This is a genomic window from Microbacterium sp. DMC48 (genome assembly GCF_056313825.1).
In genome coordinates this window covers 92,471-104,888 of sequence record NZ_JBQUZN010000003.1, presented here as the reverse complement: position 1 = coordinate 104,888, position 12,418 = coordinate 92,471, and the positions used below count along the sequence as shown (strand labels likewise).

Sequence of the window (12,418 nt, the reverse complement as noted above, 5' to 3'; positions counted from 1 at the left end):
TTGGCATCGACAGCAGAGGCGGATCGGGACCGCCCGCGGAAGGAGCTCCACATGTCCACACACACGTACGCCGTCGAGGGAATGACCTGCGCCCACTGTGCCGGTGCCGTCACTCGTGAAGTCCGCAAGGTCGCGGGCGTGACGGACGTCGCCGTCGACGTGACCGAGGGCACGTTGACGGTGACCGTCGACGGTGGGGCGCCGGATGACGAGATCGCCGCGGCCGTCGACGAGGCCGGTTACGCCGTCGTCGCTCGCTGAGAGGAGCACAGCGTCCATGGGTGCGACCACGTCTGACGCCGAGCCGCGGGCAGAGGCGGTGCTGGAGATCGAGGGCATGACGTGCGCGAGTTGCGTCGCGCGGGTCGAGAAGCGACTGCAGCGGCTCGACGGCGTGTCGGCATCCGTGAACCTCGCGACCGAATCCGCACGGGTGGATTACCCGAGCGGCCTCGATGCCGCGGCTCTCATCGCCGCGGTGCGCGAAGCGGGGTACGACGCGCGCGTGCGAGAGCGCACCGCCCACCCGCACGCCGGCCCCCACGACGGCCATGCGTCGTCGTCGCACGGCGGCCACGTCCACGACGTCGAGGACCGCCCGGGTGCCACACGGCTGACCACTCGTCTGCTCATCAGCGCCGTGCTGGCCGTGCCGGTGGTACTTCTCGGGATGATTCCGCCGTGGCAGTTCCCGGGGTGGCAGTGGGTGTCGTTCGTACTGGCGGTGCCCGTCGTGCTCTGGGGAGGCTGGCCCTTCCACCGCGCCACGTTCGCCAACGCCCGCCATGGCGCGATGACGATGGACACCCTCATCACGCTCGGAACAGGTGCGGCGACGCTGTGGAGCGTCTGGGCGTTGTTCTTCGGCTCGGCGGGACGTGTCGGCATGCGCCACGACGGGGGACTGTTCGCCCCCGTCCATGACCCCTCCTCGCTCGTCTACTTCGAAGTGGCGGCGGCGGTCACGGTGTTCCTGCTGCTCGGCCGCGTCATCGAGCAGCGCTCCAAGCGCGCCGCGGGGGCGGCCGTGCGCGCGCTGATGGATCTGTCGGCGCGTGATGTGGAGCTCGAAGACGGCCGTCGCGTGCCGATCGAGGCGCTCGGTGTCGGAGACCTGTTCGTCGTGCGTCCGGGAGAGAAGGTCGCCACCGACGGTGTCGTTCGCGGTGGTCGTGCCTCGGTCGACGAGAGCATGATCACGGGCGAGTCGATCCCCGTCGACGTCGACGCCGGCTCGTCCGTGACCGGCGGCACGATCGCCACCGATGGCCGTCTCGTCGTGGAGGCCACCTCCGTCGGCGAGGACACGCGCCTTGCCCGGCTGGCCCGCCTGGTCGAGGACGCGCAGGCGGGCAAGAGCCGCGTGCAGCGCCTCGCCGATCGCATCTCGGGGATCTTCGTCCCGATCGTCATCCTCCTGTCGGCTCTCACGCTGTTGGCGTGGCTCGTGGTGGGAGGCTTCAGCGGTGAGGCCCTGGCGTCGGGGTTCACCGCGGCGGTGGCCGTGCTGATCATCGCCTGCCCCTGTGCGCTCGGGCTGGCGACGCCGATCGCGATCCTGGTGGGGACCGGTCGCGGTGCACAGCTCGGTGTCCTCATCACCGGACCGGAAGCGCTCGAGGCCGCGGACCGCATCGACACCGTCGTGCTCGACAAGACCGGCACGGTCACCGAGGGTGCGATGACGGTCGACGCCGTCACGCCCATCGGCGGAGCGGATGCCGACGAGGTGCGACGACTCGTCGGATCGCTGGAGGAGGCCTCGGAGCATCCGATCGCGCGCGCCGTCGCGGCGCTCGCGACGGGGCCGCAGGACGTGAGCGAGTTCGCCGGTCACGCCGGGCTCGGGGTGACCGGGATCGTCGACGGCCACCGCGTGTTCGCTGGTCGACCGGCCTTCGCCCGTGCTCAGGCGCCGGGCTCGGGCGCGGACGTCATCGGCGCGGTCGACGCCGCCGTCGACGCCGCCCAGCGGCGCGGCGCGACCGCGATCGTCGCAGGCTGGGACGACCGCATTCGCGGCGTCGTGGTCGTCGCCGACAGCATTCGCAGCGACAGCGCGCGCACCGTCGCGGCGCTGGAGTCTCTGGGCCTGAACCTCGTGCTGTTGACCGGCGACAACGCGGGCGCCGCGCGCGCGGTCGCCGACGCCGTCGGCATCCGCGAGGTCGTCTCGGGCGTTCTCCCGGAAGGCAAGGTCGCCGAGATCGAGCGGTTGCGCGCCGGCGGACACCGGGTCGCCATGGTCGGTGACGGTGTGAACGACGCCGCCGCGCTGGCGACCGCCGACCTCGGCATCGCCATGGGATCCGGCACGGATGCGGCGATGCATGCGAGTGATATCGCCGTCACCGGCAGCGGCTTGTCGCCGGTGCTCACCGCGATCGGCCTCAGCAGACGCACGATGCGCATCATCCGCGGCAACCTGTTCTGGGCCTTCGCCTACAACGTCGCCGCGCTGCCGCTGGCGGCGTTCGGCGTGCTCAACCCGATGATCGCCGGCGCGGCCATGGCCTTCTCGAGCGTCTTCGTCGTGCTCAACAGCCTGCGGCTGCGCCGCTGACCCGGCCGCCGCTCGCGGCGGTGGGGGAGGGCGCGCTAGACTGACGACGAGGTCCGCCCCGTTCGTCGCCGCAGCTCGCAGAAGCGAGTACCCGCAGCCGGAGGATCCGCACCTCGCCCCACCCCGCGGCGACCGCTGCGGAACGACTGACCGGTCATCCGACCGGACCTCCGCCGGCTTTCCGGCGCTTCACGCTCAGGAGGAGCATGCCGACCACGGCATCCACTGCCACCGCGTCCCGCCGACGCGGCTCGTCCCATCGCGGGTCATCCGCCCGTCGCGACGACGACGCCCCGCTGATCCCGATCCTCGCCCGCAAAGTGCGCGAGGTCGAGGCGAAAGCCCAGAAGGGCAAGCTGGGTCCGACCAACCGCGTCAAGTTCCAGGTCATCGCCTTCCTCGTTCGCGAGGAGCGCGCGCGGGTGAAGGCCGACGAGGCCGTACCCACAGCGGCGCGGGCCGAGCTGCTCAAGCGCCTCGACGGCGTCGCGACCATCCTCGCCAAGACCGCCGCGCGCGACACCTCGCTCATCCAGCTGCTCGAGGTCGATCAGGCCACCTCTCCGGTCGCCAAGCGCATGCGTCGCGACTGGCTGCTCGAGTCGGGCGCGGAGCTGCCCGATGACGAGCTGATCATCACCGATGCGGCGCCCGCCGCCCAGAGCTGGGGACAGACCCCGGTGGTTCCGGCCGCGCTGGCCGAGCGCCAGGTCGTGCCGCCGCAGATCGAGGCGCGCCGCGAGGCGAATCCCTTCCTGGCGCCCGACGTCGCGCTGCGCGCACCGGCATCCACGGCCCGCCGCCGGCTGGACGGCTGGGAGTTGATGGGACCGCTGTACAAGGCGTTCGAGACGGGGGCCGGCGGCGCCACCGCCTCCATGGAGCTTCCGTCCGTCCCGGAGTTCGATCGGATCTCTCCCAAGGGGCTCGAGATCATGCCGCACCAGTCCCGCTTCCTGGAGGCGGTGCGAGCCGGTCACCGGTCATTCCTTCTGGCCGACGAACCGGGCCTCGGCAAGACCGCCCAGTCCGTGCTCGCCGCCTCCGTCGCCGATGCGTATCCGCTGCTGGCGGTCGTGCCCAATGTCGTCAAGATGAACTGGGCGCGTGAGGTCGAGCGGTGGACGCCGCAGCGACGTGCGACCGTCATCCACGGCGACGGCGACACCGTCGACGCGTTCGCCGACGTCTTCATCGTCAATTACGAGGTGCTCGATCGGCACCTGTCCTGGCTCGGCTCGCTCGGCCTGAAGGGCATGGTCGTCGACGAGGCCCACTTCATCAAGAACCTCAGCTCGCAGCGTTCCCAGAACGTGCTCGCCCTGGGCGGGCGCATCCGCGAGCAGGTGCGCAACCCGCTGATGCTCGCCCTCACGGGAACGCCGCTGATCAACGACGTCGAGGACTTCGACGCGATCTGGCGCTTCCTCGGCTGGACGAACGGCGAGAAGCCGGGCCCCGAGCTCATGGAGAAGCTCGACGCGACCGGATTCACGCCGGCGGACAAGGCTTTCTACCCCGAGGCGCGCGACGCTGTGATTTCGATGGGCATCGTCCGTCGCAAGAAGAAGGACGTCGCAGCCGACCTTCCCGACAAGTTGGTCGCCGACCTGCCGGTGGAGCTCGACGACGAGTTCGGACGCTCGATCCGCGAAGCCGAGCGTGAGCTCGGGTCGCGCCTGGCGGCCAAGTACCGCCGCATCATCGAAGCGCGCGGCGACAAGGTGCTCATCGGCGAGGTCGACGAGGACATCGTCCGCCTCGTCGCGCACGGCGAGCTCGAAGAGGCGAAGGCGTCGGCCGCCGGCGCGGACAACGTCTTCACGATGGTCCGCAAGATCGGTCAGGCCAAGGCGCACCTCGCCGCTGACTACGCGGTGCAGCTGCAGCGCTCGGTCGGCAAGGTGGTGTTCTTCGCGAAGCACATCGACGTGATGGATGCCGCAGAGGCGCACTTCGCGGCATCCGGCCTGCGGACGATCTCGATCCGCGGTGATCAGACGACGACCGCCCGCCAGCAGGCCATCGACGCCTTCAACACCGACCCCGGTGTGGCGATCGCCGTCTGTTCGCTGACGGCGGCCGGCGTCGGACTGAACATGCAGGCGGCATCCAACGTCGTTCTCGCCGAGCTCTCGTGGACGGCCGCCGAGCAGACCCAGGCGATCGATCGGGTGCACCGCATCGGTCAGGACGAGCCCGTCACGGCATGGCGGATCATCGCCGCGCACACGATCGACACGAAGATCGCGGAGCTGATCGACTCGAAGCAGGGGCTCGCCCAGCGCGCCCTGGACGGCGCCCAGCTCGACCCCACCTCGAGCGATTCCGTGCAGCTGTCGGCGCTCATGCACCTGCTGCGCCAGGCGCTCGGCGCCGCCTGAGGCGGGCCGGGATTATCGACGGCGGATGCGGTGGCATCCGCCGTCGATACGGCGATAGTGTCGAGGAGGCAGCGTCGCCGAATCACATCCCGAATCACCAAAGGATCTCCACATGAAGATCGGTATCCTCACCAGCGGCGGAGACTGCCCCGGACTGAACGCGGTCATCCGCGGTGTGGTCCTCAAGGGCACCACGAACTACAACATCGAGTTCGTCGGCATCCGTGACGGCTGGCGTGGCGTCGTCGACGGCGACTTCTTCCCGCTGACCCGGCACGAGGTCAAGGGCCTCTCGAAGGTCGGCGGCACGATTCTCGGCACGAGCCGCACCAACCCCTACGAGGGTCCGCGCGGCGGCGCGGAGAACATCGCGAAGACTCTCTACGGCCACCACATTGACGGGATCATCGCCATCGGCGGCGAGGGCACGCTCGCCGCGGCCAACCGGCTGTGGAACGACGGCATCAATGTCATGGGCGTGCCCAAGACGATCGACAACGACCTCCGCGCCACCGACTACTCGTTCGGCTTCGACACCGCCGTCAACATCGCCACCGACGCCATGGATCGCCTCCGCACCACCGGAGACTCGCACCAGCGCTGCATGGTCGCCGAGGTCATGGGCCGGCACGTGGGGTGGATCGCCCTGCACTCCGGCATCGCGGCCGGTGCGCACGTGATCTGCATCCCCGAGGTGCCCATGTCGATCACCGAAATCGCCGCGCAGGTGCAGAAGGCGCATGACCGCGGTCGCGCGCCGCTCGTCGTCGTCTCGGAGGGCTTCACGCTCACGGGCATGGACGAAGCCTTCAGCGACAAAGGGCTCGACGCCTTCAACCGCCCTCGCCTGGGCGGCATCAGCGAGGTCCTGGCGCCCGAGATCGAGCGTCTGACCGGCATCGAGACGCGTGCGACCGTGCTCGGTCACATCCAGCGCGGCGGCTCGCCCTCCGGTTTCGACCGGGTGCTCGCGACGCGCCTGGGTCTGCATGCCGCAGACTCCGTCTACGAGCAGGCCTGGGGCCAGATGGTCTCGCTGAAGGGCACCGACATCGTGCGGGTGCCGTTTGCGGAGGCTCTCGGTGAGCTGAACACGGTGCCGATCTACCGCTACGAAGAGGCCGCCGCGCTCTTCGGCTGAGCCCGCCACCGGGACACCGAAGATTCCGTGTCCCACTTTTCGCTGGCGTTGTCCCACTTCCGCCGTGCCGTGTCCCACTTTCTGCTGTGCAGGAGGCCACCGGACAGCAGGAAGTGGGACACGTCCTGCGAGGGTCACTCTCACTGACCACGCCCTATGCAGGTTCCTCCCCGGTCGGTGTCGGGCTCTGAGGTTTCCACCGTTCGGTGCTCAGCCACCAGAGCATCGCTGCGCACGGGTGACGCTTGCGCGATGACGACCTCGAGCGACCTGCCGCTGAGTCTGCCGGACGCGTTCACCGTCGCGCAGGCGCGAGATGCGGGCGTGAGCCCCGGGCGGCTGCGGGGACGCGATCTGTCGCGTCCCTTCCACGGCGTCCGCGCGCGAGTGGAGCCCACTCCTGGCTCGCTCGAGGCATCGTGTCGGGCGCTGCTGCCGAGGCTGCGCAGCGGGCAGTTCTTCAGCCACGAGACCGCCCTGTATCTTCTCGGAGTGCCTCAGCCGGAGTGGCCGTATGAGCCGACCATCCACGTGTCCACCCACCGTCCTGCGCGCGAACCCCGTACTCACGCCGTGGTGGGTCATCGGCTGCAGCTGCGAACGCCGGCCCACACGACGGTGGGCGGGATGCCGGTCGAGCACCCGGCGCGTGCCTGGCGTCAAACGGGCACGCTCTGGCGGCTCGATGACCTCGTTGCCGCGGCAGATCACCTGATCTCAGGCCGGAGCCCGCTGGCGAGTGCGGCCGAGCTTCGGGGTGAGATCGAGGTGATGGGCGACGTGCGCGGCGGAATTCTCCGCAGGGCGCTGGCGCTCGCTCGCGGTGGCGTGCGCTCTCCTCGCGAAACGCGCTTGCGGCTGCTGCTGAGTCGCGCGGGCCTGCCGGAGGCCGAGGTGGCCTGGAACCTGTTCGACGATCGGGGGACGTTCGTCGCGGAGCTCGATCTGGCCTTTCCCCGCTATCGTCTCGCAGTCGAGTACGACGGCCGCGTCCACGCTGACGATGCGCGTCAGTTCGCGCGCGACGCCGACCGGTGGGCGGCCATTCGCGGCCTGGGGTGGCAGCACGAGCGGGTGCTGGCTCATCACCTCGTCGGCGATGGCCGGCTCGCGGTCGCGATGGTAAGAGAGGCCCTGCAGCGTGCGGGGTGGACGCCCGGGCGCTGACGCCGGGGCACAGAGGCGCGGCGCCGGAGCTGTGTGTCCCACTTCCTGCTGCCTGGGAGCGCTGTCAAGAACAGATAGTGGGACATGCCGCGGCATAAGTGGGACACGCCGCGGCATAAGTGGGACATGCCTCGGCGTGCGGCGTGCGGGGAGGGGGGGAGGTGCGGGAGGGGGGAATCAGTCCTCGGCGAGGCCCAGCACGTCGAGCAGCCAGGCGAGCTCGAAGGCGCGCTGCTGCCAGGAGTTGTAGCGCCCGGAGACACCGCCGTGGCCCGCGACCATCTCGCACTTGAGCAGTGCGTCAGCACCGACCTCGCGCAATCGCGCCACCCACTTGGCGGGTTCCACGTAGTAGACGCGGGTGTCGTTGAGCGAGGTGGTCGCGAGGACCCGCGGATACGTCACTCCCTCGCGCACGTTCTCGTACGGCGTGTACGACTTCATGTACGCGTAGACCTCCGCGTCGTGCAGCGGATCGCCCCACTCGTCCCACTCGATCACCGTCAGCGGGAGCGAAGGATCGAGGATGGTCGTCAGGGCGTCGACGAAGGGGACGTCGGCGAGGATGCCGGCGAACAGCTCGGGGGCGAGGTTCGCGACCGCGCCCATCAGCAGACCGCCCGCCGAGCCGCCCTCGGCGACGAGGCGGTCCGGTGCGGTGACGCCCGTGTCGACCAGGTGGCGCGCGACCGCGACGAAGTCGGTGAAGGTGTTGCGCTTGTGCTGCAGCTTGCCGTCCTCGTACCACTGGCGTCCGAGTTCGCCGCCGCCGCGAACGTGCGCGACGGCGAAGATGACGCCGCGATCGAGCATCGACAGACGCGCGACCGAGAAACCGGGTTCGATGGAGTGCTCGTAGGACCCGTACCCGTAGAGGTGGAGCGGACGCGGCGCGTCCCCCGGCTCGCCGAACGAGCGCTTCCACACGATCGAGACGGGCACGCGGGTGCCGTCGGATGCCGTGACCCACTCGCGCCGCTGCCCGTAGGCCGACGGATCGTATCCGCCGAGCACGGGCTGGCGCTTGCGCAGGTGCAGCTCACGCGCCGCCACGTCGTAGTCGTAGACGGTTCCCGGGGTGAGGAACGAGCCGTAACCGAGCCGCACCACGGGTGGGGCCCATTCGGGATTGCCGCCGGCTCCGGCGGTGTAGAGCTCCTCCTCGAAGGCGAGCTCGTCGATGCTGCCGGTGGCGTAGTCCAGGATCCCCATTCGCGACAGCCCGTCGCGTCGGTACGACACGACCCCCCAGTCGCGGAAGGCGGACATATCCAGCACGCGCCGCCCGGGAGTGTGGGCCAGCACGACGTCACGTTGGCCCTGTGGATCGGATGCCGCGACGCGCACCAGTTCGAAATCGAGCGCGCCGTCGTTGTGCACGATGTAGAGCACGTCCTCGCCGCCCACGACGGCATGGGTGGCCGAGTACTCCACGCCTTCTCGACGCGGCCAGATGGATCGCGGCTCGGAACGCAGATCGGTCGCGTCGACGAGGTACTCCTCGGTCGTGATGGAGGAGCCCACCTCGATGACCAGGTACTTCTCGCTGCGCGTGAAGCCGGCACCCACCCAGTAGCGCTCGTCCGGCTCGTGGAACAGGCGCGCGTCGGCTGCGGCATCGGTGCCGACCTCGTGCAGCCAGACGGTGTCGGGTCGCCACGCGTCGTCGACCGTCGTGTAGACGATGTACCGGCCGTCGGGGGAGAACGACGCTCCCGCCGAGGTGTTCTCGATGACGTCGGGCAGGTCCTTCCCGCTGACGAGGTCGCGCACACGCAGCGTGTAGCGCTCGTCGCCCTCCACATCGACACCGAAGAGCAGTCGAGAACCGTCGGTCGAGACGTCGAAGCTGCCCAGGGAGAAGAACTCGTGACCGTCGGCCTCGACGTTGCCGTCGAGCAGGACGATCTCGCCGGGGACGTCGACGCCCGGCGTCAGGACAGGAGGCGTCCAGTCGTCGGGGCCGGCCAGAGGCGCGCGGCATTGGATGCCGTACTGCTTGCCCTCGACGGTGCGCCCGTAGTACCACCATGCGCCCTGACGCGTCGGAACTGACAGGTCGGTCTCGAGGGTGCGAGCCTTGATCTCGTCGAAGATGCGCTGGCGCAGCCCCGCGAGGTGGGCCGTGCGCTGCTCGGTGAAGGCGTTCTCGGCTTCGAGGTGCGCGATGACCTCGGCATCCTCCTTCTCCCGCAGCCACTCGTAGTCGTCTCGCACCTCGTCGCCGTGATGATGGCGAAGCGTCGGACGAGCGGGGGCGACGGGGGCGGACAGCGGCGTGGAGGACGTCTCTCGGGTCACCGCTCCACGCTAATCCACGCCCGGCGTGTCGGGGCGGGATCGCCGTTCTGCAAGGGGCCTTGAATGTGGGAGTATTTCTGTGGTCCGGTTGCCGGAGAATGAAACCACGGTGAACTCTTCGTTCGCATCGCCGATTCCGTCGGCTCCCTTCCTGTGAATCCCGACGAAAGCGAACTGTGGAAACCGCTGCCCTCATCGTCGTGCTGGTGATCGTGCTGGCGCTGTTCTTCGACTTCACGAACGGCTTTCACGACACCGCGAACGCGATGGCCACCCCGATCGCGACCGGGGCGCTCAAGCCCAAAGTCGCCGTTCTGCTCGCCGCGAGTCTCAATCTCGTCGGCGCCTTCCTGTCCACCGAGGTGTCGAAGACGATCTCGCACGGGATCATCCGCGAGGACCAGATCGAGCCGCTCGCGTTCTTACCGATCATCTTCGCCGGCCTGATCGGTGCGATCACCTGGAACATGCTGACCTGGCTGCTGGGTCTGCCCTCCAGCTCCTCGCACGCCCTGTTCGGCGGGTTGATCGGGGCGACGCTCGTCGGCGCGAGCGCGGCGGCCATCGATTTCGGCATGGTGCTGAGCAAGGTCGTCCTGCCGGCATTGATCGCCCCGTTCACGGCCGGTGTCATCGCCTTCCTGGCGACGCGGCTCGCCTACGCGATGACGCGTCGCTACGACAACAAGCCCGACGGTCGCGACGGGTTCCGCTGGGGCCAGATCTTCACCTCCTCCCTCGTCGCCCTCGCCCACGGCACGAACGATGCGCAGAAGACGATGGGTGTCATCACCCTCGCGCTGATCATGGCGGGCTGGCAGAGCGGTGCCCATGCCGACCCGCAGCTGTGGGTGATCCTGGCCTGTGCGTTCACGATCGCCCTCGGCACCTACATGGGCGGCTGGCGCATCATCCGTACGCTCGGCAAGGGGCTCACCGACGTGAAGCCCGCACAGGGCTTCTCCGCCGAGACGTCCACGGCGGCGACCATCCTCGCCTCCAGCGCGCTCGGCTTCGCACTGTCGACCACGCAGGTCGCCTCGGGTTCGGTGATCGGCTCCGGACTCGGTCGGCGCGGCTCGAAGGTGCGCTGGCGCACCGTCGGGCGCATCGCCGTGGGGTGGGTGCTGACGCTGCCCGCCTCGGCCGCCGTCGGCGCCTTCGCGGCTCTGCTGGTCGTCTGGTTCGGAAGTGCCGGCATCGTCGTCGACGCGGTGCTCGCCGTCGCGATCATCGTGGGTCTGTTCCTGCGCTCGCGCCGCAATCACGTCGACTCGTCCAACGCGATGAGCGAGGTCGCCGATTCGGGTCTCGCCGTCAAGGTCAAGCGCAACCCGCCGCCCACGCGTCGCCAGCGCGCCATCCTGCGCGCGGAGCGCGCGCAGGAGAAGGCGGAGCGCGCCAAGGAGCGAGCGAAGAACACGGCGCCCCGCGGAAAGAAGCCCTCGGCCACGAAGCCCTCGGCCACGAAGCCCTCGGCCACGAAGCCTTCGGCCGAGAAGTCCGGTGCTGAGAAGACGGGGGAGCGCTGATGGGTATCAGCATCGACTGGTTGGCCTTCGTCCAGGTCTTCGCCGCCGCCTTGATCGGCGCGCTGCTCGTCGTCGGCTTCTATGCGGGCGGTCTTCGGCTGCTGGTACGTGGCGGACGGGCGCCCATCGTCGCTCCTGCGGAGTTCACCGACGCGATCACCGTGATCAGCGAGAAGGAGGCGCGTCGTGCGGCCAAAGCCGCCGCGAAGGCGGCGAAGAAGAGCCCTCTGACCGACGCGCAGAAGCGTCTGGCGCTGATCGGTGCCTACCTGTCGTTCGCACTGTGCGGCGTCGCGGTTCTCGCTGGGCTCGCCCTGATTGTCCTGCACTGATTGACCGGCATCGCGATCGCGGGGGCCTCACGCCCGGAACTGCGGGAGGGTCCGCGCCGCGTCGGCGGCGGCGCCTAGGCTGAGCTCATGGCCCCCGACTCGTTCTCGTTCGGCATCCATCCACCCGCCCAGCGCGTGATCGTCCATCTCAGCGATACGCATCTGCTCGCCGGGAACCGGCCCCTCGGTGGCCGATACGACACCTCCGCCAACCTCATCGCGACATTGGCGGCAGTCGAGCGCACCGGCGTCACGGCCGACGCCATCGTGTTCACGGGCGACCTGACCGATCTGGGTGAGCCGGACGCCTACTCCGCCCTGCGCGCCGAGGTCGAGCCCGTCGCGGCGCGGCTGGGTGCGCCCATCGTGTGGGTCGCGGGCAATCACGACGAGCGCCCCGCGTTGCGTGCGGGACTTCTCGACGAGGCGCCGAGTCTCGAACCCGTCACCGGTGTGTGGGACCTCGGCGGACTGCGCCTGATCGCCCTCGATTCCTCCGTGCCGGGGTGGCATCACGGCGACCTGGATGCCGCACAGCTCGACTGGCTCCGCGGCATCCTCGCCGAACCGGCGCCGCTGGGCACCGTGCTGGCTCTGCATCATCCGCCGCTGCCGAGCCACATCCCGTTCTTCGACATCCTCGAACTCCGTCATCAGAGCGAGTTCGCGGCGGCGCTCGCCGGCAGCGACGTCCGCGCCATCCTCGCCGGACACCTCCACTACGCCACGGCGGGCACCTTCGCCGGCATCCCGGTCAGCGTCGCATCGGCGACCTGTTACACGATGAACCTCCAGCGTCCGCCGCAGGAGGTCAACGGCATGGACGGCGGACAGTCCTTCCATCTCGTGCACGTCTACGACGACACCATCACGCACAGCGTCGTCCCGGTCGGTGAGGCCGAGACGGCCGAGGTCTTCAGCGAGGAATGGACACGGGCGATGGCCGCACTCGACCCGGAGGAGCGGCTCGAGGCCTTCTCCCGAAAGCGCTGAGATGG

Annotated in this window: 9 protein-coding genes; 8 read left to right on the top strand and 1 reads right to left on the bottom strand. The window is 69.4% G+C overall.

The window, feature by feature from the left end; translation table 11 throughout:
• Positions 1-51 precede the first annotated feature (51 nt).
• The 5 genes from ACT53O_RS00540 (at position 52) to ACT53O_RS00520 (ending at position 7,255) form a co-directional block, all read left to right on the top strand.
• Positions 52-261 (top strand): heavy-metal-associated domain-containing protein, encoded by a 210-nt coding sequence (locus ACT53O_RS00540; protein WP_112932701.1) that lies wholly within the window; start codon positions 52-54, stop codon positions 259-261.
• Positions 262-277: 16 nt separating this feature from the next.
• Complete coding sequence (locus ACT53O_RS00535) at positions 278-2,563, top strand: heavy metal translocating P-type ATPase (protein ID WP_476150918.1); 2,286 nt, start codon at positions 278-280, stop codon at positions 2,561-2,563.
• 206 nt (positions 2,564-2,769) lie between these two features.
• Positions 2,770-4,947 carry a DEAD/DEAH box helicase gene (locus tag ACT53O_RS00530; protein ID WP_135948368.1) on the top strand — a complete coding sequence of 726 codons (2,178 nt, stop codon included), beginning with the start codon at positions 2,770-2,772 and terminating at the stop codon, positions 4,945-4,947.
• A gap of 112 nt (positions 4,948-5,059) precedes the next feature.
• Positions 5,060-6,088, top strand: coding sequence for a 6-phosphofructokinase (locus ACT53O_RS00525; protein ID WP_005048745.1), 1,029 nt, complete (start codon positions 5,060-5,062; stop codon positions 6,086-6,088).
• 252 nt (positions 6,089-6,340) lie between these two features.
• Positions 6,341-7,255 (top strand): PDDEXK family nuclease, encoded by a 915-nt coding sequence (locus ACT53O_RS00520; RefSeq protein WP_052241254.1) that lies wholly within the window; start codon positions 6,341-6,343, stop codon positions 7,253-7,255.
• 177 nt (positions 7,256-7,432) lie between these two features.
• Here the strand turns inward: ACT53O_RS00520 and ACT53O_RS00515 are convergent, their stop codons facing one another.
• Positions 7,433-9,556, bottom strand: a complete 2,124-nt coding sequence (locus ACT53O_RS00515; RefSeq protein ID WP_476150915.1) for a S9 family peptidase — start codon at positions 9,554-9,556, stop codon at positions 7,433-7,435.
• A gap of 176 nt (positions 9,557-9,732) precedes the next feature.
• Between ACT53O_RS00515 and ACT53O_RS00510 the strand changes: the two genes are divergently transcribed.
• From ACT53O_RS00510 to ACT53O_RS00500, 3 genes are all read left to right on the top strand, one after another.
• Positions 9,733-11,088: an inorganic phosphate transporter gene (locus tag ACT53O_RS00510; protein ID WP_347418512.1), complete on the top strand. Its 1,356-nt coding sequence runs from the start codon at positions 9,733-9,735 to the stop codon at positions 11,086-11,088.
• On the top strand, positions 11,088-11,420 hold the full coding sequence (locus ACT53O_RS00505) for a peptidase (protein ID WP_135948364.1): 333 nt from the start codon (positions 11,088-11,090) through the stop codon (positions 11,418-11,420). The genes ACT53O_RS00510 and ACT53O_RS00505 overlap by 1 nt, the downstream gene beginning before the upstream one ends.
• An 87-nt stretch (positions 11,421-11,507) precedes the next feature.
• Positions 11,508-12,413, top strand: a complete 906-nt coding sequence (locus tag ACT53O_RS00500; RefSeq protein WP_294946682.1) for a phosphodiesterase — start codon at positions 11,508-11,510, stop codon at positions 12,411-12,413.
• Positions 12,414-12,418: the final 5 nt, after the last annotated feature.

What these genes read in the sequence shown, in the direction of transcription:
- ACT53O_RS00540 (WP_112932701.1), top strand. Translation starts at nt 52, where the DNA reads ATGTCCACACACACGTACGCCGTCGAGGGAATGACCTGCGCCCACTGT.
- ACT53O_RS00535 (WP_476150918.1), top strand. Translation starts at nt 278, where the DNA reads ATGGGTGCGACCACGTCTGACGCCGAGCCGCGGGCAGAGGCGGTGCTG.
- ACT53O_RS00530 (WP_135948368.1), top strand. Translation starts at nt 2,770, where the DNA reads ATGCCGACCACGGCATCCACTGCCACCGCGTCCCGCCGACGCGGCTCG.
- ACT53O_RS00525 (WP_005048745.1), top strand. Translation starts at nt 5,060, where the DNA reads ATGAAGATCGGTATCCTCACCAGCGGCGGAGACTGCCCCGGACTGAAC.
- ACT53O_RS00520 (WP_052241254.1), top strand. Translation starts at nt 6,341, where the DNA reads ATGACGACCTCGAGCGACCTGCCGCTGAGTCTGCCGGACGCGTTCACC.
- ACT53O_RS00505 (WP_135948364.1), top strand. Translation starts at nt 11,088, where the DNA reads ATGGGTATCAGCATCGACTGGTTGGCCTTCGTCCAGGTCTTCGCCGCC.
- ACT53O_RS00500 (WP_294946682.1), top strand. Translation starts at nt 11,508, where the DNA reads ATGGCCCCCGACTCGTTCTCGTTCGGCATCCATCCACCCGCCCAGCGC.